The 22,202-nt window shown below is 73.8% G+C and carries 17 protein-coding genes; 9 read left to right on the top strand and 8 right to left on the bottom strand.

Translation table 11 applies throughout. From position 1 onward, the window contains the following. Positions 1–118 precede the first annotated feature (118 nt). The 4 genes from ACJX2R_RS42265 to ACJX2R_RS42250 all read left to right on the top strand — a co-directional run bounded on the left by ACJX2R_RS42265 (position 119) and on the right by ACJX2R_RS42250 (position 4,803). The gene (locus ACJX2R_RS42265) at positions 119–949 is read left to right on the top strand and encodes an alpha/beta fold hydrolase (protein WP_413104384.1); all 831 of its coding nucleotides are present in this window, start codon (positions 119–121) and stop codon (positions 947–949) included. Between the two features lie 156 nt (positions 950–1,105). Next, positions 1,106–2,698, top strand: coding sequence for an alkaline phosphatase D family protein (locus ACJX2R_RS42260; protein WP_413104383.1), 1,593 nt, complete (start codon positions 1,106–1,108; stop codon positions 2,696–2,698). 146 nt (positions 2,699–2,844) lie between these two features. Then, complete coding sequence (locus tag ACJX2R_RS42255; protein WP_413104382.1) at positions 2,845–3,378, top strand: DUF1990 family protein; 534 nt, start codon at positions 2,845–2,847, stop codon at positions 3,376–3,378. Positions 3,379–3,501: 123 nt separating this feature from the next. Continuing rightward, positions 3,502–4,803, top strand: a complete 1,302-nt coding sequence (locus tag ACJX2R_RS42250; protein WP_413104381.1) for an N-acetyltransferase family protein — start codon at positions 3,502–3,504, stop codon at positions 4,801–4,803. 72 nt (positions 4,804–4,875) lie between these two features. On the opposite strand, the gene ACJX2R_RS42245 is transcribed toward ACJX2R_RS42250, so the two are convergent. Next, positions 4,876–6,105: a trans-sulfuration enzyme family protein gene (locus ACJX2R_RS42245; protein ID WP_413104380.1), complete on the bottom strand. Its 1,230-nt coding sequence runs from the start codon at positions 6,103–6,105 to the stop codon at positions 4,876–4,878. Between the two features lie 59 nt (positions 6,106–6,164). Here ACJX2R_RS42245 and ACJX2R_RS42240 point away from each other — a divergent pair, with 59 nt between their 5' ends. Both ACJX2R_RS42240 and ACJX2R_RS42235 read left to right on the top strand, forming a co-directional pair. Continuing rightward, positions 6,165–6,659 carry an Lrp/AsnC family transcriptional regulator gene (locus tag ACJX2R_RS42240; protein ID WP_413104379.1) on the top strand — a complete coding sequence of 165 codons (495 nt, stop codon included), beginning with the start codon at positions 6,165–6,167 and terminating at the stop codon, positions 6,657–6,659. A 73-nt stretch (positions 6,660–6,732) separates the two neighbouring features. Continuing rightward, positions 6,733–8,415, top strand: coding sequence for a DUF885 domain-containing protein (locus ACJX2R_RS42235; protein WP_413104378.1), 1,683 nt, complete (start codon positions 6,733–6,735; stop codon positions 8,413–8,415). 217 nt (positions 8,416–8,632) lie between these two features. Here the strand turns inward: ACJX2R_RS42235 and ACJX2R_RS42230 are convergent, their stop codons facing one another. From ACJX2R_RS42230 to ACJX2R_RS42215, 4 genes are all read right to left on the bottom strand, one after another. After that, positions 8,633–12,295: an AAA family ATPase gene (locus ACJX2R_RS42230; protein ID WP_413104377.1), complete on the bottom strand. Its 3,663-nt coding sequence runs from the start codon at positions 12,293–12,295 to the stop codon at positions 8,633–8,635. Next, complete coding sequence (locus ACJX2R_RS42225) at positions 12,292–13,545, bottom strand: exonuclease SbcCD subunit D (protein WP_413104376.1); 1,254 nt, start codon at positions 13,543–13,545, stop codon at positions 12,292–12,294. Before ACJX2R_RS42225 ends, ACJX2R_RS42230 begins: the two co-directional genes overlap by 4 nt. Positions 13,546–13,689: 144 nt before the next feature. Beyond that, positions 13,690–15,483 (bottom strand): SulP family inorganic anion transporter, encoded by a 1,794-nt coding sequence (locus ACJX2R_RS42220; RefSeq protein ID WP_413106092.1) that lies wholly within the window; start codon positions 15,481–15,483, stop codon positions 13,690–13,692. 281 nt (positions 15,484–15,764) lie between these two features. Then, a complete protein-coding gene (locus ACJX2R_RS42215; RefSeq protein WP_413106091.1) occupies positions 15,765–16,367 on the bottom strand; it encodes a carbonic anhydrase in 603 nt (200 codons plus the stop codon). Positions 16,368–16,541: 174 nt separating this feature from the next. Here ACJX2R_RS42215 and ACJX2R_RS42210 point away from each other — a divergent pair, with 174 nt between their 5' ends. Beyond that, on the top strand, positions 16,542–17,471 hold the full coding sequence (locus tag ACJX2R_RS42210; protein ID WP_413104375.1) for a response regulator transcription factor: 930 nt from the start codon (positions 16,542–16,544) through the stop codon (positions 17,469–17,471). Continuing rightward, positions 17,468–18,997 (top strand): sensor histidine kinase, encoded by a 1,530-nt coding sequence (locus ACJX2R_RS42205; protein WP_413104374.1) that lies wholly within the window; start codon positions 17,468–17,470, stop codon positions 18,995–18,997. The genes ACJX2R_RS42210 and ACJX2R_RS42205 overlap by 4 nt, the downstream gene beginning before the upstream one ends. A gap of 35 nt (positions 18,998–19,032) precedes the next feature. Here ACJX2R_RS42205 and ACJX2R_RS42200 read toward each other — a convergent pair whose 3' ends face one another. The 3 genes from ACJX2R_RS42200 to ACJX2R_RS42190 all read right to left on the bottom strand — a co-directional run bounded on the left by ACJX2R_RS42200 (position 19,033) and on the right by ACJX2R_RS42190 (position 20,493). After that, positions 19,033–19,659: a YigZ family protein gene (locus ACJX2R_RS42200; protein WP_413104373.1), complete on the bottom strand. Its 627-nt coding sequence runs from the start codon at positions 19,657–19,659 to the stop codon at positions 19,033–19,035. Between the two features lie 9 nt (positions 19,660–19,668). Continuing rightward, positions 19,669–20,031: a DUF6098 family protein gene (locus tag ACJX2R_RS42195; protein WP_413104372.1), complete on the bottom strand. Its 363-nt coding sequence runs from the start codon at positions 20,029–20,031 to the stop codon at positions 19,669–19,671. A gap of 129 nt (positions 20,032–20,160) precedes the next feature. After that, complete coding sequence (locus ACJX2R_RS42190; RefSeq protein WP_413104371.1) at positions 20,161–20,493, bottom strand: plasmid stabilization protein; 333 nt, start codon at positions 20,491–20,493, stop codon at positions 20,161–20,163. A 235-nt stretch (positions 20,494–20,728) separates the two neighbouring features. On the opposite strand from ACJX2R_RS42190, the gene ACJX2R_RS42185 reads away from it, so the two are divergent. Further along, positions 20,729–22,183 (top strand): sensor histidine kinase, encoded by a 1,455-nt coding sequence (locus ACJX2R_RS42185; protein ID WP_413104370.1) that lies wholly within the window; start codon positions 20,729–20,731, stop codon positions 22,181–22,183. Positions 22,184–22,202 lie beyond the last annotated feature (19 nt).

Here is a 22,202-nt window from a genome sequence, read left to right as displayed (position 1 = left end):
TTGTCGGTCCTCCGCCCTCGGTATCGGCCATCGGGTCTACCCTCCGGTAACTCTTGCTGACATGCTGTCTCATACGCCGCGTGCGCCTGCCGGAACGCCGATCGTGAGGAGCCACCCGATGCCCGCGTCCCTCTCCTTCTCCGTCGCCACCCCCGGCGGCCCCCGCACCGCCCGGGTCGTCCACGAACGGCGCGGCGCGGGGCGGCCGTTGGTGCTGCTGCATGGCATCGGCCACCACTGGCAGGCATGGGAGCCGGTGCTGGACATCCTCGCGGTCGACCGCGATGTGATCGCCGTGGACCTGCCCGGCTTCGGGGCGTCGGACGCGCTGCCGGACGGCATCCCGTACGACCTCGACGGCGTCATACCCGTGCTCGACGCGCTCTTCGAGGCGCTTGGCGTCACCCGCCCCGACGTGGCCGGGAACTCGCTCGGCGGGCTGATCGCCCTGGAGCTGGGCCGGCTCGGACTCGTACGGTCCGTCACCGCGCTGTCCCCCGCCCGGTTCTGGACCGAGGCCGAGCGCCGCTACGCCTTCGGCGTGCTGGCCGCGATGCGGGCCGGGGCGCGGGCGCTGCCGCCGCCGATGGTGGCGTGGCTGGCCCGGGGCGCGGCCGGACGGGCCGCGCTGACCGGCGCCATCTACGCCCGGCCCGCGCGGCGTTCACCGGACGCCGTCGTCGCCGAGACGCGGGCGATGCGCGAGGCGGTCGGCTTCGGCGCCACGCTGGCCGCCGGAAGCTCCGGGCTGTTCACGCACGACATCCCCGATGTCCCGGTCACCATCGCCTGGGGCTCGCGCGACCGGGTGATGCCGCGCCGCCAGGGCGTCCGTGCCAAGCGGGTGATCCCCGGCGCCCGGCTGGTCCGCCTCCCCGGCTGCGGGCACGTGCCCATGAACGACGATCCCGCGCTCGTCGCCCGCGTCATCCTGGACGGCAGCCGCTGACGGTCCAGGCGCCTTTCGTTACATCGACCTCCGCACCGCCGGCGGCCGGGGTCTTTACTCCGGGCGGCCGCACCGTTATTCACTGGGCGTTCGCAAGGGCGGCACCTTGCACCGATAACAAACAGCACAGCGGTTCTACGAGCGACGGAGGGCACCATGGGGCGGGAATCGGGCAGAGGGATCGGGCGGCGCACGGTATTGCAGGGATCGGCGGCCGCCTCGGCGGCACTCGCGGTGCCCACCGTGGCGTCGGCCGCCGCGTCGGCCGCGTCCGGCGCGCCCGCTCAGGCGCTGTCGGGGCGTCCGAGCGCCCAGTGGGGCGTTCAGGTGGGCGATGTGACGACGTCGTCGGGGCTGGTGTGGGTCCGCTCCGACCGTCCGGCCCGGATGATCGTGGAGACGTCCGCGACCGAGTCCTTCGCGCGGGCCAAGCGCTGGCACGGCCCGCTGGTCGGCCCCGGCACCGACTTCACCGGGCGCACCGCGCTGCACGGCCTGCCCGCCGGGAGCCAGGTGCACTACCGGGTGCTGCTGGCCGACCCGGAGGACCCGCGCCGCACCGGTGAGCCGGTGCACGGCACGTTCCGCACGGTTCCCGAGCGCCGTAAGGGCGTGCGTTTCGTCTGGTCGGGCGATCTGGCGGGCCAGGGCTGGGGCATCAACCCCGACCACGGCGGATACCGCGTCTTCGAGGAGATGCGCCGCCGGGAGCCGGACTTCTTCCTGTGCAGCGGCGACAACATCTACGCCGACGGCCCGATGACGGAGACCGTCAAGCTGCCCGACGGCTCCACCTGGCGCAACCTCATCACGCCGGAGAAGACCAAGGTCGCCGAGACGCTGGACGAGTACCGCGGCAACTTCCGGTACAACCTGCTCGACCCCGCCCTGCGCCGGTTCCACGCCGAGGTGCCGACCATCACCCAGTGGGACGACCACGAGGTGCTCAACAACTGGTACCCGGGCGAGATCCTGGCCGACGACCGCTACACCGAGAAGAACGTCGACGTGCTGGCCGCCCGCGCGCGCCAGGCGTTCGCCGAGTACTTCCCGATCAGCACGCTGCGCCCGGACGCGAGCGGCCGGGTCTACCGGGCCCAGCACCAGGGCCCGCTGCTGGACGTCTTCGTACTGGACTGCCGTACGTACCGCGACCGCAACTCGCCGAACCGTCAGCCGGAGGACGCCCAGGGCATCCTCGGCGCGGAGCAGTTGGCGTGGCTCAAGCGCGAGCTGTCGCGGTCGCGCGCGGTGTGGAAGGTCATCGCCTGCGACATGCCGCTGGGCCTGGTGGTCCCGGACGGGAACACCGACTTCGAGGCCGTCGCGCAGGGCGATCCGGGCGCCCCGCTCGGCCGTGAGCTCCAGATGGCCGAGCTGCTGCGGCACATCAAGCACCAGAAGATCACCGGCACGGTGTGGCTGACGGCGGACGTCCACTACACCTCGGCGCAGCACTACGACCCGTCGCGGGCGGCGTTCAAGGACTTCGCGCCGTTCTGGGAGTTCGTCTCCGGTCCGCTGAACGCGGGTGCCTTCCCGGCAGTGAAGCTGGACGGCACGTTCGGCCCCGAGCAGCCCTTCGTCAAGGCGCCGACGGTGGCGAACGTCTCGCCCGCCGAGGGGTTCCAGTTCTACGGCGAGGTGGACATCGACGGCGACAGCGCCGAGATGACGGTCCGGCTGCGCGAGGACGGGGGGAAGGTTTTGTTCACCAAGGTGTTGCGGCCGGGTCTGGTCGGCCAGTAGCCGCGGTCGGTGTGCGGTGCGCGGCCCCGTACGGTACGCCGACGGGGCCGCGCGCACCGTAAGGCCGCCGTGTTCCCGTGGCGCGCACCGTAAGGCCGCAGCGTTCCCGTGGCGCGCACCGTAAAGCCGCCGCGTACCGTACGGGCATGGGATCCAGCGACGCCCCCGGCCCGGCCTCCCGGCTCACCTATCCGGAGGTGGGCGCCACCCGGCGGTGGCCGCTGCCCTCCGGCTATCGCCATCTGCGGGTGCGGACCCGGGTCGGCCACGGGCGGGGCACGTTCGAGGCGGCCGGGCGGGCGGTGATGGACTGGCGGATGCACCGGGCGGTGGGGGTGTCGATCCGCACCGCGGATCCGGTCGCCGCCCCGGGGCGGCCGGTAGTGGTGGGCCTGGGGGTCGGGCGGCTGCGGCTGCGCGCGCCGTGCCAGGTGGTGTGGACGGTCGCGGAGGAGTCGCGGACCGGCTTCGCGTACGGCACGCTGCCCGGCCATCCGGAACGGGGCGAGGAGTCGTTCGTGGTGGAGCTGGAGCCGGATGGCTCGGTGGTACTGACGGTGACGGCGTTCAGCCGCTCGGAGTCCTGGTTCGGCCGGGCCGGAGGGCCGCTGGTGCCGCTCTTCCAGCGGGCGTACGCACGGCGGTGCGGCAGCGTACTGCGCAGGTGGGCGGTAGGGTGATGGAACCTCAGGCTTCAACCTTTTGATTTCGGACAAAATAAGCTTCTGTAACCAGATGCGCCCTTAACCCTTAGGTCACAGTCTGTTCGTGATCACGCAACACCTCTGCGCGAGGGTGTTTGCATGACATTTCGAGCGACCCCCGAGCCCCCTCACCGGCACCGCCCCCGCTGGCGGCACGATCTGGTCGCATGGTGGTCGCGGCGTCAGGGCCACGCGCCGCCGGGAACCTCACGCTCGCCCGCGGCCGACGCCCACGCCGCGGGCGCCCCGGAGACCACGGCCCCGGAGACCACGGCCCCCGAGGCCACCACGCTGTGGCGGATGCGCACGACCGTACGGGACGAGCCGGGCACCCTCGCCGCGCTGTGCGCGGCGCTGGCCGGGCACCGGGTCGACATCCTGGCCCTCCAGACCCATCCGCTGACGGACGGCACGGTGGACGAGTTCCTGCTGCGCGCCCCCGAGGCCCTGCCGTCCAACGGGCTGACCGACGCCGTCGCCGCCGCGGGCGGCAGCGACACCTGGGTCGAGCGGGCCGACACCCACGACCTGGTGGACGCGCCGACCCGGGCGCTGACCCTGGCCACCCGCACCGCCCTGGACGCCGCCGAACTCCCGCTCGCCCTGCGCCAGTTGTTCGGCCGCTGCACCATCCACTCGGTTCCCGCCAAGTCCCTCAGCGGGCGGTCGCTGGACAGCACACCGCCCGCCGAAGGTGTCCTGGAGGAGACCGTGATGCGGCTGCGCGACCCGTCCGGCGGCGCGATCATCATCGAGCGGCCGTATCTGCCGTTCACCCCGACCGAGTTCGCCCGGGCCCGCGCGCTGGTCGAGCTGGACGCCCGGCTCGGCCCGCGGATCCCGCACGACGGCGCCGTGCTGACGCTGCCCGAGGGCAACGCCATCACCGTGCGCCGCGCCGACACCGGCGACCTGGCCGCCGCCCGCGAGATGCACGCCCGCTGCTCCTCCACCACGCTCGGGCTGCGCTACCACGGGCCGGTCGGCGACGCCGACCGCTACCTCGCCCATCTGCTGAGCCCCCGCTTCGGCCGCACCCTGGCCGCGTACACCGCCTCCGGGCGGCTGGTGGCCCTCGGCCATCTGCTGTGGGACGGGGACGAGACCGAGCTCGCGCTGATCGTCGAGGACGAGTGGCAGCGCCGCGGCGTCGGCGGGGAGCTGCTGCGGCGGCTGGTGGCGATGGCCGCCGGGACCGGCTGCGAAAGCGTCTACGCCGTCACCCAGTCGGCCAACACCGGCATGGTCGCCGCGATGCGCGCCCTCGAACTGCCGCTGGACTACCAGATCGAGCAGGGCACGCTGGTGATCAGCGCCCGCCTCGACCCGGCACAGGCACCGGCACCGGCACCGGCACCCGAGTCGGCCCTTCCGCTGCCGGTCCCGCCGCAGGCGCGCTGAGCCCGACCGGGGCCCCGTGCCCCGCCCGGCGGGCGTCGCGCCCCGCCGGGCCGCCGGGCCACCGGGCCGCCGTCAGAAGGACCCCAGCGCCCGGTCCAGATCGCGCCACAGGTCCGTCACGTCCTCGAGCCCGACCGACATCCGCAGCAGCCGGTCGCCGATCCCCGAGGAGCGGCGGTCCCCCTCGGCCACGATCCGGTGGCTGATGGAGGCCGGGTGCTGGATGAGGGTGTCCACGCTGCCCAGGCTCACCGCCGGAGTGATCAGCCGCACCCCGCCGATCACCGCGTGCGGATCGCCGTGGGGCTCGAAGGCCACCATCGCCCCGCCGATCCGGGGATAGTGGACGCGGGCCACCCGTGGATCGTCGGCCAGCCGCCGGGCCAGCTCGGCCGCGGTCGCCGACGCGGCGCGCATCCGTACCGGCAGTGTGGACAGCCCGCGCAGCAGCAGATACCCGGCGAGCGGGTGCAGCACCCCGCCGGTGGCGAACCGCACCCGGCGCAGCACCCGGGCGAACTCCTCGTCGCAGGCGACCACGCCGCCCATCACATCGCCGTGTCCGCCGAGGTACTTGGTGGCGCTGTGCAGGACGAGGCTCGCACCCCGCTCGGCCGGGCGCTGGAGCACCGGTGTGGCGAAGGTGTTGTCCGCGAGCAGCGGGACCGTGCCACAGGAGTGGGCGACGGCCCGCAGATCGAGTTCGGCCAGCGTCGGATTGGCCGGGGTCTCCACCATGACCAGGCCGGTGTCGGGGCGGATCGCGTCCGCGATCCCGGCCGGGTCGACCCAGGTGACCTCGGTGCCCAGCAGCCCGGTGTCCAGCAGATGGTCGCTGCATCCGTACAGCGGGCGGACCGCCACCACATGCCGCGGCCCCTGGGCCCCGCGCGCCAGCAGACACGCGCTGAGCGCCGCCATACCACTGGCGAACGCGACCGCGCTCTCGGTGCCCTCCAGCCGGGCCAGGGCGGTCTCGAAGCGGGCCACGGTGGGGTTGTCCAGGCGGGCGTAGACGGGCGGGCCGTCCGGCCGGGCGCCGGTGGCGGCGAACGCGTCGATCCTGGCGGCCTCCTGGCGGCTGTCGTACGAGGGGTAGGTGGTCGACAGATCCAGGGGTACGGCGTGCAGACCCATGCCCGGGAGGTCCTCGCGCCCGGCGTGGACGGCCTCGGTGGCGAACGCGTGCCGTGCGGCGACGTCGCCGTGCGGGCCCTGAGTGCCCGGCGCGGTCTCCGTACTCCGTATGGTTGCCGTACTCCCGGTGCTCCCGGTGCTCTCCGTGTTCTGCCTGATGTCCATGCGTGAAGGGTGAACAACCACCGGGCGCTCGCGGTCGATGTCCGTGCTACGTTCGGCCGATGGCCGAAACCGTCGCTCTCGATCCGGTGGATCTTCAGATTCTGCGGCTGCTCCAGAACGACGCCCGGACCACGTACCGCGATCTGGCCGCCCAGGTCGGTGTGGCGCCCTCGACCTGTCTGGACCGGGTGGCCAGGCTGCGCCGCTCCGGGGTGATTCTCGGCCATGAGCTCCGCCTGGACCCCGTCAAGCTGGGGCGCGGTCTCGAGGCCCTGCTCTCGGTGCAGCTGCGGCCCCACCGCCGGGAGCTGGTCGGCCCGTTCGTGGAGCGGATACGGGCGCTGCCCGAGTCCCGGGCGCTGTTCCACCTGGCCGGGCCGGACGACTATCTGGTGCACGTGGCGGTGGCCGACACCGCCGATCTCCAGCGGCTGGTGCTGGACGAGTTCACCTCGCGCCGCGAGGTGGCCCGGGTCGAGACTCGGCTGATCTTCCAGCAGTGGAGCTGCGGCCCGCTGCTGCCGCCCGCCCGGGACGGCTCGGCGACCTCGTAGCACACCCCTGTTCCCATGCGTCACACCCCCGTGGTGCTGACGCCACACCCCGGAACGTACGAGGATGGGCCGCATGTCCGATACCAAGAACGCTCCGCTGCCCCGTCAGGTCGCCGACAGCTATGTCGACGCCCTCATCGAACTCGACCCGATCACCGGCACCTACCTGGGCGTTCCCGAGAGTTCCCGGCGTCTGCCGGACTTCTCCCCCGAGGGGGCGAAGGCCATCGCCGACCTGGACCGCACCACATTGGACCGGCTGGCCGAGGCCGAGGCGCGCCCCGGCGCGGACAGTGACGCCGAGCGCCGCTGCGCCCGGCTGCTGCGGGAGCGGCTGACCGCCGAACTCGATGTGCACAAGGCCGATGAGCACCTGCGCGCGGTCAGCAATCTGAGCTCCCCGCTGCACTCGGTGCGCGGCATCTTCACCGTGATGCCCACCGAGAGCGAGGAGGACTGGTCGGCGGTCGCGGCCCGGTTGCGCGCCGTACCGGCCGCGCTTGAGGGGTACCGCGCCTCGCTCGCCGAGGGGCTGCGGCGGAACCTCCCGGCCGGCCCCCGGCAGGTGGCCACGGTCCTCGAGCAGCTGGCGGAGTGGATCGGCACGGACGGCGGCTGGTTCGCGGACTTCACCTCCGAGGGCCCCGACGCGCTGCGCGGTGAGCTGGACGAGGCGGCCGCGGCGGCCACGGGCGCGCTGGCCACGCTCCGCGACTGGCTGCGCGACACCTACGCCCCGGCCATCGAGGGCGCCCCCGATGTGGTGGGGCGTGAGCGCTACCGCCGCTGGGCCCGGATGTGGAACGGCACGGACCTGAACCTGGACGAGGCGTACGCGTACGGCTGGTCGGAATTCCACCGGATCCACGCCGAGATGCGCACCGAGGCGGAGAAGATCCTGCCCGGCGCCAACCCGTGGGAGGCTCTGCGCCACCTCGACGCCCACGGTGCCCATATCGAGGGCGTCGAGGAGACCCGGGTGTGGCTTCAGGAGCTGATGGACGAGGCCATCGAGCAGCTGGACGGCACCCACTTCGACCTGGCCGAACGGGTCAAGCGGGTCGAGTCGATGATCGCCCCGCCGGGCAGCGCGGCGGCGCCGTACTACACCCAGCCGTCGGTGGACTTCTCCCGCCCCGGCCGGACCTGGCTGCCCACGATGGGCGAGACCCGCTTCCCGGTCTACGACCTGGTCTCCACCTGGTACCACGAGGGCGTGCCCGGCCACCATCTCCAGCTCGCCCAGTGGGCGCACGTCTCCGACCAGCTCTCCCGCTACCAGGCCACGGTGGGCATGGTCAGCGCCAACGCGGAGGGCTGGGCGCTGTACGCGGAGCGGCTCATGGACGAGCTGGGCTATCTGTCGGACCCGGAGCGGCGGCTGGGCTATCTGGACGCGCAGATGATGCGGGCGCTGCGGGTGATCGTGGACATCGGGATGCACCTGGAGCTGGAGATCCCCGCCGATTCGCCCTTCCACCCCGGTGAGCGGTGGACCCCGGAGCTGGCGCGCGAGTTCTTCGGGCTGCACTGCGGCCGTCCGGCGGAGTTCCTCGACAGTGAGCTGGTGCGCTACCTGGGCATGCCGGGCCAGGCCATCGGCTACAAGCTGGGCGAGCGGGCCTGGCTGACGGGTCGGGAGGCGGCCCGTAAGGCGCACGGCGACGCCTTCGACGCGAAGAAGTGGCACATGGCGGCGCTTTCGCAGGGGTCGCTGGGTCTTGACGACCTGGTGGAGGAGCTGTCGGCGCTCTGAGCTCGTCCCGCTACAGGGTGTACGGCGGACCATGCGGGGGCTCCGCCCCTGGACCCCGGGGTCTGGGGAGGAGCCCCGGTCGGGGGCCTGGGGCACAGCCCCAGCCCGGAGTCTGGGGCGCAGCCCCGCCCCCCGGGGCCTGGGGCGGAGCCCCAGTTTCGGGAAGGGGCGGGGAGGGGAACAGCCCGCCGCAGGCGTGCGCGTACCGCCGGACCCCCTAGCGCGCGGCGGCCATCCCATGCCGTACGGCCGAGCCCTGGCGGCCCTTGACGACCTCCAGCTGGGCGGGGATCCGCCGGCGCAGATCGGCGACATGGCTGACGATGCCGACCGCACGGTCCCGTTCGCGCAGCGAGTCCAGCACGTCCATGACCTCGTCCAGGGTCTGCTCGTCGAGGCTGCCGAACCCCTCGTCGATGAAGAGGGTGTCCAGGCGGACCCCGCCCGCCTCGTCGGTGACCACATCGGCCAGACCCAGCGCGAGGGCGAGCGACGCGGAGAAGGTCTCGCCGCCGGAGAGGGTGGCGGTGTCGCGCTCGCTGCCCGTCCAGGCGTCGACGACATGCAGTCCGAGACCGGAGCGGCCGCGCCCGCCGGAGCGGGCGTCGGAGTGCACCAGGGTGTAGCGCCCGGAGGACATGTGGCGCAGCCGTACGCTCGCCGCCGCCGCGACCTGCTCCAGGCGGGCCGCCAGCACATACGCCTCCAGCCGCATCCTGCGCTCGTTGTCCGCGGAGGTGCCCGCCGCGAGCGAGGCGAGGCGGGCGATCCGGTCGTGCTCCGCGCGCAGCGGGGCGAGCCGGCGGGCGTCGGCGACGGCCTGCGCGGAGAGCGCGTCGAGCTCCTCGCAGCGGGTGCGGGCCGCGGCGTCCGCGGCCGAGACCTCGCGCAGCGCGCGGGTGGCCACGTCGGCCGCGGTCTGCGCCACCGCGGGGTCGGCGGGCGGCTCCTGCGCGGCCGCGAGCACCCTCGGGTCGGACAGCTCGGCCGCGACCGCCGCCGACTCCGACTGCCAGGCGTCCAGACGGCGGCGCGCCTCGCGCTGCCGGTCCGGGTGCAGTACGGCCTCGGCGGCCTGCTCCGGGGTCTCGAACCCGGCCCGGTAGGCGGCGTCGGCGAGCCGGGCATCGGCCTCCTTCAGCCGGTTCGCGGCCGCGTCGGCGGCCCGCGCCGCCTCGGCGGCGTCGGCCAGCAGCGCCGCCTGCCGCTCGAGCCGCGCCGCGCGGCGCGCGACCGTGGCGTCCGTGCCGCGCGCCCGCTCCAGCTCGGCCAGCAGCGCGGCCCGCTCCCGGGCCAGGGCCTCGCGGTGCGAGGTGCGGGCGGCCGCCCGCCGCTCGGCCTCCTGCCGCTGTCGCGTACGGCGGGTGTGCTCGCCCTCGGCCCGGTCCAGGGCCTCGCGGGCGGGGTGTGCGTCGGCCGCCGCGTTCCGGGCCTCGGCGTACGCGGTGCGCAACTCGGCCAGGGCCCGGTCGAGTTCGGCCGCGTCCTCGCCCTCCGCCGTGGCCTCGGCGCCCGCGCGGGCCTCCCGCAGCGCGTTCCGCGCCCGCTCGGCCTCCTCGCGGACCTCCTCGGCGCGCTGGTAGTCCGCCAGCGCGGCCTCCTCCGCCGTACGGTCCACATGTCCGGCCCCGGGCCGGGCCGGGCTCGGGTGATCGGTCGCCCCGCACACCGCGCAGGGCTCTCCGGCGCGCAGCCCGGCCGCGAGCTCGGCGGCGATACCGCGCAGCCGGGCCTCTTTGAGGTCGAGCCAGTTCTGCCGTGCGGCGGCGGCCCCTTCCCGCGCCCGCAACAGCTCCTCCCGGGCCCGCTCCTCCTGCCCGGCGAGCCGGTCCCGCCGCCGGGCGGCCTCCAGCCGCCGCTCGGCGGGCTCGATCCGCCCGCCGAGCTGCTCGGCCCGGGCGACGGCCTCCTGCGCCGCCTCGACCCGCCGCTGATGCGCCCGGTGGGTCTCCTCCCACCCGGCGAGCCATTCGGCGGCCTCCTCGATCGCCTCGTCGTCGGCGCGAGCCTCCCGCTCGAGCGCGGCGATCTCACGGACGACGGCCTCCGCCCGGACCTCCCCCCGCCGCGCGGCCCCCAACGCCCCGAGCTCCTCGCGCACCCGCCGCTCAACCTGTCCCAGCCACTCGGCATCGGCTTCGGCGAGCGCCACGGCCACACCCGCGCCCCGCGAACCGGCGTCCCGCTCGCCGTAGGGCCCGTCCCCCTCACGGACCGCGGGACCCGTCTGGGGTACGGCCTGCCTCGCCGCGTCGGGGTGCGACGCGCCCGCACTCCGCGCCCCCGAGGCGGCGGCTTCGTCGCCGACCGGCGCCCGGCGCGACACGCCTGCCCCGGAACCGACCTGCCCACCTGCCGCCCCCACCTCGGCGGCCGAGCCCCGGCCGGAGGCCCACGCCCCCTGCGCCTGATCCGGCAGGCCCACGACGGCGCCCTCCGCCCGGACGGGCGCCTCCTGGCCCGGCGCGCCCGTTCCGGTACCACCCTCCCCGACCGCCTGCGCCATGAGGCGCCCCCGCGGGCCGGGTTCGCCGGAGGCCGTCGTCCCCGCCTCACCGGACGGCGCCCGGCGCGGCGCGTCATCCGCGGTGTCCTCATCGGGGGCCGGCCCGGCCCACGCACCTTCCGCGACCGCGTGCGGCGGGGCGGGCTCCTCCGGGGACGCGGCGGCCTGTGCGGGCAGAGGTGCGTCGGGCGATGCGGCCGGGCCGGGAGGTGTGCGTTGGTCGGGGATGTCCGGGATCCGCGCGAGGGTCATGGCCGCCAGGTCGGGCTCGGCCGCCAGGCGGGTGCGGGCCTGGTGTTCGGTGGATTCGGCGGTGTGGTGGTCGCGGGCGGCGGCGGTGCGGAGGTCGAGTGCGGGGACCACCGCGTCGGCGGCGCGGGCGCGTTCCAGCAGCTCACGCAGGCGGTCGTGGTCGGGTCGCCGCGCTTCGAGGTCGTCCGCCCGGCGGCGGGCCTCGGCGTGGCGGCGCTGGAGTTCGGCCCGTTCGCGGGTCGCGTCGGCGGTCCGCTGGGCGGCGTCGTGGGCCGCCTCCGCTGCCCGTACGGCGGAGAGCGCGATGTCCTGCCGCTCGCGCGCGCCCGCGCGCGCGATGGCGGCCCACTCCAGGACGGCGTCGGCCAGCCCCGGCTCACCGGGGGCCGGCTCGGGCAGCGGATGCCCGTCGAGCTCCGTGGTGCGGCCCGCCGCCTGCGCCATGCGGTGGGCGAGCGCGAGCAGCCGCTCGTCCCCGGCCGCGACCCGCTTCTCCGCCGCCCGCCGCTGCTCCGCCAGCCGTTCCTCGACGGCGGCGAAGCGGCCGGTGTCGAACAGCTTGCCCAGCAGCTTGCCGCGCGCCAGCTCGTCAGCGCGCAGAAAGCGGGCGAAGTCGCCCTGCGGCAACAGCACCACCTGGCAGAACTGCTCCCGGCTCATGCCGAGCAGCTGCGCGATCTCCTCGCCGATCTCCTGGTGCGAGCGGCTGAGGGCCCTCCACTTCCCCGCCCCCGCGCTGTTCGAGGACGTCGGCGGGGCGTACTCGCGCAGCAGGGTCTGCGCCTTCTCCCGCGTCATCCCCGTGCCCCGCTTCTTGGGGCGCGGCTGCTCGGGGCGCCGGGTGATCTCCAGGCGCCGCTCCCCGACGGTGAATTCGAGCACGACCTCGGTCGGGGTCAGCGGCTCTGCGTGGTCGCTGCGGAGCGAGAGGCCACCGCCCTGGCGGGCGCCGGGCACCTGGCCGTACAGCGCGTAGCAGACCGCGTCCAGGACGGACGTCTTACCGGCGCCGGTCGGCCCGTGCAGCAGGAAGAGCCCGGCGGCGGACAGCTCATCGAAGTCGATCTCCTGGGTGGCGCCGAACGGGCCGAAGGCCGTGACGGCCAGCCGGTGCAGCCTCATCGCGCCGCCTCCCCCGCGGTCGTCCCCGCGGTCGCCCCCGCGGTCACGGCACCCGCCGTCGTCGCCCCCGCGCCGTTCCCGCCGCCCGGCACGGCGCCCTCGTGTGCCTCGCTCCGCACCGTCTCCAGCGCGTCGCCGAGCAGCGCGCGCTCCGCCTCGTCCGGGCCGCGGCCGCCCCGCACATGGGCCACGAAGTCCTCGGCGATCTGCCGGTCCGAGCGGCCGCGCAGCCGCTGTGCGTACGAGGCGAGCGGATCCTCGGGGGACCGCTCGGGGTCGAAGACCAGCGTGAGCGCATGGGGGAAGCGCCGCGTCAGCCGGGCCATCGGCTCATGCGGCCGCACCGCGTCGGTCAGCGTGGCCTCGACCCACGCCTCCTCATGGCGTTCGAGGTCCGGATCGGCCAGCAACTCCTCGATCCGGCCGCGGATCCGGGCCAGCGGCCGCGGCACCGGGCACTCCACCCGTTCGCACGACGGCGCCTCACCCGCCGCCCCCAGCTCCACCACCCACATGGACTTGCGGTGCGCCGCCTCGGAGAAGGAGTACGCGAGCGGGGAGCCCGAGTAGCGGATGCGCTCGGTGATGGTCTGACAGCCGTGCAGATGGCCGAGTGCGGCGTAGTCGACGCCGCCGAAGACCTCGGCGGGTACGGAGGCGACCCCGCCGACCGTGATGTCCCGCTCGCTGTCGCTGACCGCGCCACCGGTGACGAAGGCGTGCGCGAGGACGACGGACCGGGTGCCGAACGGCCGGGTGGCGAGGTCGGCGCGCACCCGGTCCATGGCGGCGCCCAGCACCGCCGTATGACCGGCCGCCGGGGCGCCCAACTCCTCCCGCACCAGACCCGGTTCGAGATACGGCAGACCGTAGAAGGCCACCTCGCCGTGGTCGTCGGTGAGGACGACGGGCGTGGCGCAGCCGGCGGGGTCGGTACGCAGATGGATCCCGGCCCGGTCGATCAGCCCGGCGCCGACGCCGAGGCGGCGGGCCGAGTCATGGTTGCCGGAGATCATGACCGTCGGCACCTCGAGGTCAGCGAGCCGGTGCAGGGCGTCGTCGAAGAGCTCGACGGCGGCGAGCGGCGGCACGGCGCGGTCGTAGACGTCGCCCGCGACGACCACCGCGTCGATGTGCCGCTCGCGCACGGTGGCGACGAGGTGGTCGATGAACTCCCGCTGCGCGGCAAGGAGGCTGACCCGGTGAAAGGACCGCCCGAGGTGCCAGTCGGAGGTGTGCAGAATTCTCACGTATCGACTCCGACCCGCACGTTCGCCCTTTCTCCGCCCCTGTTGGCCCATAACGGTGCCCGCACCGGATCAGCGGTACGGGCACCGACCACGGTAGCCGCGATCGGTGCCCGGGACCTCACGGACCTCGCTTTCGTCCCCGTGTTACCTGGGCGTCTCCCTCCATCGGGAGTCGTCGAACGCGTCGAGGCCGTCGGGGATGCCGGGGATATCGGGGTGGCCGTCGTAGGGGCCGGGGTCCCGGTGGGCATCCAGCGGGTGGGGGTCGAGGTAGTACCACTCCGCGGTCGGGCCCGGTACGGCGCCGGGGTCCGCCGTCGGGTCGGGACCGGCGGACGGTTCGGCGAACCGGGGGCCATGGTCCGGCTTCGACGCCTCCGACTGCTCCGGCGGCTTCGCCTTCTTCGGCTTCTTCGGCTTCTTCGGTGCCCCCAGCCCGTCCGGCATGAGGAGCTCGACCCGTGCCCCGGGCACGGCCCGCTTCTGGGTGACGAACTCCTCGATCTGATTGCGGCAAGCGTGGTCCAGATGGGTGACCTTCATCAGATCCAGCCGGATCCGCGGTGTGCCCGCGGAGCCCACCGCCTCCAGCGCGTCGATGAGCTTGGGCAGCCGCAGGAAGGTGGCGTTACCGGCCACGACCAGCTTCGCGGTGTCTCCCTCGACGCGGTGCTCGACGGAGGTCTGCGACATCCGCAGCGCGGCCAGCACGATGCCCGCGGCAAGGCCGATCAGCACCCCTTCCAGCAGCGCGGTGGCGACGATGGCGACCGTGGTGAGGGTCATGACCGCGAACTCGCCCCGGTCCTGGTGCCACATCTTCGGGAACTGCTCGGGGGCGAACAGCTTCCAGCCGCTGTGGACGAGCACACCGGCCAGCACCGAGATCGGGATCAGGGCGAGGACGTTCGGCAGCAGCAGCGCGAAGGCCAGCAGCCACAGGCCGTGCAGGGTCCGGGAGATACGGGTCTTGGCGCCGGACTGGACGTTGGCCGAGCTGCGGGCGACTACGGCGGTCATGGGGAGCGAGCCGAGGATGCCGCAGAGGGTGTTTCCGGCGCCCTGGGCGATGAGCTCACTGTTGAAGCGGGTGCGCTTGCCGTCGTGCATCCGGTCGACCGCGGCGGCCGTGAACAGGCTCTCCGCCGACGCGATGATGGTGAAGGTGACGATGGCGGTGAGGATCGCGGGGTCGGCCAGCCCGGCGAACTGTTCGGGCCCCGGGACCTGGACGGCGGACAGCAAATTGCCCACCTGGAGCGTCTTCACCTCGACCCCGGGCAGGGCGGCGACCACGATGCCGACACCGACGGCCACCAGCGCGGCGGGGATCTTCCCGACCGGCCCCCGCACCTTCTTCCATACGAAGCTGAGGACGACCGTGGCGATGCCGAGCCCGGCGGCGATGGCCGCCTGCGGGTTCGCCAGGGTCTCGGCGATCAGCCCGGGGAAGCCGAGCATGTTCTCGATGGGCGTGCCGGCGGCCTGGTTGTCGGCCAGCGGATAGGACTGGCTGAACATCAGCGGCAGGCCGATACCGGCGAGCATGCCCTGCACCACGGCGATCGAGGTGGCCTGGAACATCCGGCCGAGCCGGATCAGCCCCAAGAGGATCTGGAGGATGCCGGAGCCCAGCACGATCACCCCGAGCGCGGCGATGCCCTGGGCCTCCACCGTCTCCGCGACCAGCGCGGCGAGTCCGGCGGCGGGACCGCTGACCTGGAGGGTGCTGCCCGGGGTCATGCCGATGACGAGGCCGCCGACGACACCGGTGATGATGCCGAGTTCGGCGGGGGCTCCGGAGGCGACGGCGACGCCGATGCACAGCGGCAGCGCGACGAGGAAGACGACCAGCGAGGCGCTGATCTCGGTGCCGAGGTCGATGCCCCGGCCGGTCCCACCGGCCTTGCCCTTGGCCCTGTTCTTCGCCCAGGCCATGCCGTTCGGCCCGCCGTCGGCGTTGGCGTTCGTCCGGCCGTTGGCCCTGGCGCTCGCCCGGCCACCCGCCTTATGGGCTCCGGGGGCTTCGGCCCTTCCCCCTACGGTCGTGTCAGCGGCCGGGTAGGCGGGCATCGGCCGCGTCGCCCCGGTGTCGTACCCGTCGATCCCGTTGACCCCGTCGATCCCGTCGATCCTCCCGATCGGCGGGAAGACCTCGTCGATGTCGTAGGACGGCGGTGGATCCGGCTGTGTCCGGCCCCGGGCGTGTCGGCCGCTCGTCATGGGTGCACCCGGAAGTCACCGTCAGTATCGAGCTCCCACAGCTCGGCGCTGTCCAGCTGGTAGAACCAGCCGTGCAGCCGCAGCCGGCCCGTCTCCAGGCGACGCCGCGCCGCCGGGTACTCCTCCAGCGCGGCCAGCTGATTCCGGACATTGAGCTGCGCCACCTCCCGCAGCGACGGGTCATCGGCTGCCCGGTCGAGGGCGGGGGCCAGCCCCGAGCGGATGACCGAGAGCCAGGCGCCCACACCGGGCAGCCGGGACAGGTCCGCCCCGGAGGCCAGCGCGCCCATCGCGCCACAGTGGGAGTGGCCGCAGATGACGATGTCTGAGACGCCGAGCACCTCCAGCGCGTACTCGATGGTGGCGGCCTCACCGGAGATCAGATGCATCCCGTGCGGCGGCACGATGTTGCCCGCGTTGCGCAGCTCGAATATCTCGCCGGGGCGGGCACCGGTGATGAGTGCGGGAATCACCCGGGAATCCGAGCAGGTAATGAAGAGTGCCTCCGGAAATTGCCCCTCGGCCAGTTTCCGGTATTCATCGTGGTTGAAATCGGCCCGGCGCCGGAACGAGCGGGCGTGTTCGAGCAGAGTCCTCATCATGCCTCCCTGACGGGTGGTTGGACCAGATGCGATTCACCGTAGGGAGGGCTCTGCCAGACGAAGGCTAAACGAACACTAGAGCATGACAAGTTCTTCGCCAATATTCGGATCCGCACTCGCAACATTACAAAAACCAGAAATGCCGGCCGCCATTACGGTACACAGGTCCCCATGACCGTACGAGCGCTACTCATCGAGGATGACGAGACGATCGCGGAGCCCCTCGTCGAGGGGCTGGGGCGGTATGGACTGATGGTCGGTCATGTCGGCACGGGCGCTGCCGGACTGGAAGGGCCGTACGGGGACATCGTTCTGCTGGACCTGGGACTGCCGGACATGGACGGCATCGATGTCTGCCGCGGTATCCGGCAGGTGTCCGATGTGCCGATCATCATGCTCACCGCGCGGGGCGAGGAGGCCGACCGGGTCCTGGGGCTGGAGCTGGGCGCGGACGACTACTTGGCGAAACCGTTCAGCATGCGGGAGCTGATCGCCCGGATCCGCGCGGTGACCCGGCGTTCGCAGCGCACGGCCGCCGCCGCACCGGCGGCCACCGGCTCCACGACGGCCCCCGCCGCCGCCCCCACACCGGGCCCGGCCGAGGCACCGACCGGCGCCTATGCCACCGTGCCGACCGCTCCCCACACTGCCGCGACCGCCACCCACACTGCCGCCGCGACCGCTCCCCACACTGCCGCGACCGCTACCCATACCGCCGCCGAGACCGCCGTCCAAGCCGCTCAGGCCGCCGCCCCGCCGCCCTTCCGGGAGCAGGAGCCGCTGGTCGTGGACCGCCGGACGCGTCAGGTCTGGGTGGGCGGCGCGCCCGTCAGCCTCACCCCCAAGGAGTTCGAGCTGCTGGCCCTGCTCACCGAGGATCCCGGCGCCGTGTACTCGCGCCAGCAGATTCTCGACCGCGTCTGGGACCCCCACTTCCACGGGCCGACCAAGACCCTGGACGTGCACATCGCCACTCTGCGCCGCAAGCTGGGCGATCCGGCCTGGATCCAGACCCTGCGCGGGGTCGGCTTCCGTCTGGCCGTCCATTCGGGAGTCCCGGCGGGGGCCTCTTCGGGGATCCCGGAGGGCGCCCGGCCGTGACCCGACGTCTGCTGCTCGGGTATCTGAGCCTCGCCGTACTGACCCTGCTGAGCCTCGGCATACCGCTCGGCTATGTCTACGGCAGAGCCGAGCGGGAGCAGATCATCTCCTTGGCGGAGGACGAGGCCGAGTCGGTATCCGCGTTCGCCTCGCTGTCCATCATGGCGGGCCGGGAGCAGCGCGAACTGCCGAACCGGGCGCGGCACTGTGCCGAGCGCATCCGGGGCAGGGTGGTCATCGTCGGCGACGACGGCCGGCTGCTGGCGACCTCGCATCCGCTGTCCGCCACGGAGTCGCGGAACCTGGTGTCGCGCCCCGAGATCGCCGCCGCGCTGCGCGGCCGGGACGCGATCGACGTCCGGACCTCCACCATCGGCGGCGTCCGCTATCTCTCGGTCGCCGCCCCCGTCGCCCACGGCGACGAGTTGCAGGGCGCGGTGCGGCTCACGGTGCCCACCCACGCGGTGGAGGCCCGGGTCCACCGGATCTGGCTGCTGCTGGCCGTGGGCGGGCTCGCGATCCTCACGGCCGTGGCCGCCGTGGGGTTGGTCTTCGCCCGCTGGGCGAGCCGCCCCATCCTGGAGCTGGAGCGGTTCGCGCACCGCCTGGCCGACGGCCGGTTCACCACGCCCGCGCCCGTGACCTCCGGCCCGCCCGAGGTGCGCAGCCTCGCCGCCACCTTCAACCAGACCGCCGCCCGGCTGGAGCATCTGCTGGCCTCCCAGCGCGCGTTCGCCGCCGAGGCGTCCCACCAGCTCAAGACGCCGCTGGCGGCGCTGCGGCTGCGGCTGGACAATCTGGAGGCGGAGATGGCGGGGCACGCCCGGGACGGTCTCGGCGCGGCGATAACCGAGACCGACCGGCTGGCCCGGATGGTCGAGGGGCTGCTGGCGATGGCGCGGCTGGAGGAGAGCGCCGTCACCCCCGAACCGGTCGACCTGGACCAGGTGTGTGCCGAGCGCCTGCGCACCTGGAGTCCGCTCTTCGACCGGCACAAGGCCCATCTCGCCCTGCTCGGCGACCGGGTCGGCCAGGCGCTCGCGGTGCCCGGAGCCATCGAGCAGATCCTGGACAATCTGCTCTCCAACGCGCTGCGTGCCACGCCCCTGGGCTCCACCGTCACCATGGTGCTGCGCTGTTCGGCCGCCGACCGCCGCCATCTTCCCGCGCGGCCCGCCTGGATCGAACTGCATGTCATCGACGAAGGGCCCGGGATGACCGCCGACCAGCGCCGCCGCGCCTTCGACCGCTTCTGGCGCGCCCCCGGCGCCCCGAAGGGCGGCACCGGGCTGGGTCTGTCGCTGGTGCAGCGGCTCGCCCATGCGAGCGGAGGGGAGGCCGCCTTGGCCCGGGCGCCCGGTGGCGGCCTCGACGCCACGATCCGGCTGCGGCCCGCGTCCCGCGCGGCCCAGGGCCGCCCGCCCCAGGGCCGCCCGTCCAGAATCGGCCTGCCCCGGAGAGTCCGGAGCGACCGGAGCACACCAGGGTCCGCCCCGTCCCCGCCCTCGGTGCGCTCATCGGCGTAGGCCCAGGCGGTGCCCAGGCTGTGCCCAGGCCGTCCTTACGCGTCCTGGTACGCCTCGCCGCCGAGCTCCAGTGCGGCGGTGCCCGCGGTGGTGTCGGCCAGCCAATCGCGGAAGGCGTCCACATCCGCGTCGGGCAGCCCGAGTTCGATCGTCACGGCCTCGGCGTAGCGCACCTCGCGGACCGCACGCCCCGTCGCCCGCAGGTCGTTCTCCAGCTTTCCGGCCCGCTGGTGGTCCACGGTGACGGTCACCAGCCGGAACCGCTGCCGGGTGACGGTGCCCAGCGCGTCGAGCGCCTCGCCGACCGCGCCGCCGTAGGCCCGGATCAGACCGCCCGCGCCGAGCTTCACGCCTCCGTAGTAGCGGGTGACGACGGCCACCGAGTACCGGATCTCGCGGCGCAGCAGCATCTGGAGCATCGGCACCCCGGCCGTGCCGCCCGGCTCCCCGTCGTCGCTCGCCTTCTGCACACCGCCGTCCGCGCCGATGACATAGGCGAAGCAGTTGTGGGTGGCGGTGGGGTGCTCCTTCCTGACCCGCTGGATGACGTCCTGCGCCTCCTGCTCGGTCGCGGCGGGCGCGAGCGTGCAGAGGAAGCGCGATCTGTTGATCTCGATCTCGTGCACGCCTTCGCGCGCGACCGTCCGGTACCGCTCCTGCATCAGGCCACCTTATGTCCCGGCTCCCGGGCGGTGGTCACGCGTACGCGCCGCTTGGGCGGCAACCCACGGCGTTGCGGGGCTGCCCCCGCTCATCCCTCTCCGCCGCTTCCGCCACGGTCGAACCGGGACGGCCTGCGCAAGGGCCCCACGCGCCACGGTCGTGGGCAGGTCCTTCGCCCACTCCTCGAAAACCAGAAAGTTGGCCGACAGGCCCGGCATCTTCGTGCCGGTGAGCCCGTCCCGGCTGATCGCGCTGCCCTCCAGGTCCGCCTCGGGCCCCCGGGACCAGCGGACGAAGACCGGAGGCCCCTGCTCGATCAACTCCACGAGCTGGTGCAGAGCGGTATAGGTGGGGAGTGTCGTGCCTGGCACGATCGCCCTTGAGTACCCGTGGCCGACGCCGCCAATCCACCGCCCTCCCCCGGTCGCACGGACGCCGCCCGGCCCCGCTGCTCGGCGGGGAGGGCGGCGTCCCGCCAGGGAAGTGCCGCGGCGTCCCGGTCAGCGGCCCAGGGCCTTGGCCAGCTGGTCCTTGGTCATGTTGGAGCGGCCCTCGATGCCGCGCTGCTTGGCCTCGTTGTACAGCTGGTCGCGGGTCGGGCCCTTGGGACCCGTCCGGTTGCCGGAGCGCTGGCCGCCACGCTGCGGCGCGGACTTCGGGTCCCGGGTCGAGGTCTTGCTGGCGGTCCTGGACTCGCCCGCGCGTGCGCGCTCCTTGTTGACCGTACGGGAGGCCATTTCCTTCGCCCGGCCGGTGGACGCGCCACGCTGCTCGGCGCCTTCCTTGATGTGCTCGTACTGCCGTTCACGCTTACGGCTGGATCCTGCGGGCATGGTCGCTTCCTCTCCTTCCCCCCTCGGTCGGTCGCGGCCGACAGCTGGTGATCGCCGACCGCATCAGTCGGGTTCCCCCCGTTCTCTCCCCTATAACCAGCATGCGTCTCCTGGGCGTCGACCGGATGCCGCGCGATGTGCGCGATGCGCGGGATTGGTCTTTCGGCAGTGTCCACCCGTCCCCCGGCTTCGTAAGGTCACCCCTGCGAGCCGGCCGATCACGCGGGTGGGGGACATGACGACACGGACACACACGACCGGATCCGGCGCCCGTCCATGGGCGTCCTGGGCCGGACACCTGCCGCCGGCGGCCACCATCGCCGCCGCCGGGCTGAGCGTGGTCAGCCTGTGGTGGGTGGTGCCCACGGCGCTGTGCGCGTTCGCGGCGGGGTGGCGGACGGGGCGGACGTGGTTCACGGCGGTGGGGCTGATCGGGGTGGTGGCGGGCGCCGTGGTGGCCGTCGCCGCGGTGCCGTCCTGGATCACCTGGGCCGACCGCTTCGTGGCGGTGGTGGCGGGGGCCGGCGTCCTGCCGTGGTTCGTGGGGCGGTTCTGCCGTCAGTACCGGGAGTTGGTCCGGGCGGGGTGGGAGCGGGCCGCGCGGCTGGAGCGCGAGCGGCGGCTGATCGCCGAGCAGGCCCGGCTGCGGGAGCGGGCCCGTATCGCGCAGGACATGCACGATGTGCTCGGCCATGAGCTCAGCCTGATCGCCCTCTCGGCCGGGGCCCTCAAGCTGGCACCCGGGCTGCCGGACGGCCACCGGGAGGCCGCCCGGGACATCAGGGCCAGGGCGGCGGCCGCCGTGGACCGCCTCGGCGAGGTGATCGGCGTCCTGCGCCAGGAGCCGGATGGAGCGCCACCGGAGCCGGGCGGCGCGGATGTGGCGGAGCTGGTCGAGCGGGCGTCGGCGTCGGGGCTCGCGGTCCGGCTGCGGATCGACGGCGAGCCCGGTGAGCTGCCGCCGGACGTGGGGCGGGCCGTGCGCCGTGTGGTGCAGGAGGCGCTGACCAACGTGGCCAAGCACGCGCCGGGTGCGGAGGCGACCGTCCACGTCCGGCATACGGCCGAGGAGACCGGGGTCCGGGTGGTGAACGGCCCCGCGTCCGCCGCCGCTCCCGCCCGCTCCGGCGGCGAGGGCTTCGGCCTGATCGGGCTGGACGAGCGCGTCGCACTGGCCGGGGGCAGCTTCGGATACGGCCCCGAGGAGGGCGGTTTCGCCGTCCGCGCCACGTTTCCCCGTACCACCACCCGGCGGCCGGAGGCGCCCCACGCCCCGGACGCCCCGGATGTTGCGGATGCCGCGGTGGCGGATGACCATCGGCGCGCCCGCCGCCGGCTCGGCCGCACCCTGCTCGCGGCCCTGATGGTGCCCCTGGTCGCGGGGGCCCTGCTGATCGGGGTGGTGCGGGTGTGGGACACACTGAAGGCCCGGGAGTCGGTGCTGGCCCCGGACGACTACGCCCGGCTGCGTATCGGACAGGACCGCGACCGGATCGCGCGGTATCTGCCGGGGCGCCAGACCGGCCACCGGCCGACGGCCGCCGAACCGAGGGGGACGGACATCGTCTGTGAGTACTACGCGATGACGGCCGACCCCTTCGACGACCGCTCCGGGGACGTCTACCGGCTGTGCTTCCGCCACTCCACCCTGGTGTCCGCCGACGCCTTCACCGGGAAGGGCGTCCGATGATCCCGCAGCGGGAAGGGCG

Source organism: Streptomyces sp. Inha503, from assembly GCF_047215865.1.
GTDB classification, from domain to species: domain Bacteria; phylum Actinomycetota; class Actinomycetes; order Streptomycetales; family Streptomycetaceae; genus Streptomyces; species Streptomyces lycopersici.
Note: the sequence above shows the minus strand (reverse complement) of the source record. Positions and strands in the feature narration are given on the sequence as shown.

Coding starts and splice junctions, on each gene's coding strand:
- ACJX2R_RS42265 (WP_413104384.1), top strand. CDS start 119: ATGCCCGCGTCCCTCTCCTTCTCCGTCGCCACCCCCGGCGGCCCCCGC.
- ACJX2R_RS42260 (WP_413104383.1), top strand. CDS start 1,106: ATGGGGCGGGAATCGGGCAGAGGGATCGGGCGGCGCACGGTATTGCAG.
- ACJX2R_RS42255 (WP_413104382.1), top strand. CDS start 2,845: ATGGGATCCAGCGACGCCCCCGGCCCGGCCTCCCGGCTCACCTATCCG.
- ACJX2R_RS42250 (WP_413104381.1), top strand. CDS start 3,502: ATGACATTTCGAGCGACCCCCGAGCCCCCTCACCGGCACCGCCCCCGC.
- ACJX2R_RS42245 (WP_413104380.1), bottom strand. CDS start 6,105: ATGGACATCAGGCAGAACACGGAGAGCACCGGGAGCACCGGGAGTACG.
- ACJX2R_RS42240 (WP_413104379.1), top strand. CDS start 6,165: ATGGCCGAAACCGTCGCTCTCGATCCGGTGGATCTTCAGATTCTGCGG.
- ACJX2R_RS42235 (WP_413104378.1), top strand. CDS start 6,733: ATGTCCGATACCAAGAACGCTCCGCTGCCCCGTCAGGTCGCCGACAGC.
- ACJX2R_RS42230 (WP_413104377.1), bottom strand. CDS start 12,295: ATGAGGCTGCACCGGCTGGCCGTCACGGCCTTCGGCCCGTTCGGCGCC.
- ACJX2R_RS42220 (WP_413106092.1), bottom strand. CDS start 15,483: ATGGCCTGGGCGAAGAACAGGGCCAAGGGCAAGGCCGGTGGGACCGGC.
- ACJX2R_RS42215 (WP_413106091.1), bottom strand. CDS start 16,367: ATGAGGACTCTGCTCGAACACGCCCGCTCGTTCCGGCGCCGGGCCGAT.
- ACJX2R_RS42210 (WP_413104375.1), top strand. CDS start 16,542: ATGACCGTACGAGCGCTACTCATCGAGGATGACGAGACGATCGCGGAG.
- ACJX2R_RS42200 (WP_413104373.1), bottom strand. CDS start 19,659: ATGCAGGAGCGGTACCGGACGGTCGCGCGCGAAGGCGTGCACGAGATC.
- ACJX2R_RS42190 (WP_413104371.1), bottom strand. CDS start 20,493: ATGCCCGCAGGATCCAGCCGTAAGCGTGAACGGCAGTACGAGCACATC.
- ACJX2R_RS42185 (WP_413104370.1), top strand. CDS start 20,729: ATGACGACACGGACACACACGACCGGATCCGGCGCCCGTCCATGGGCG.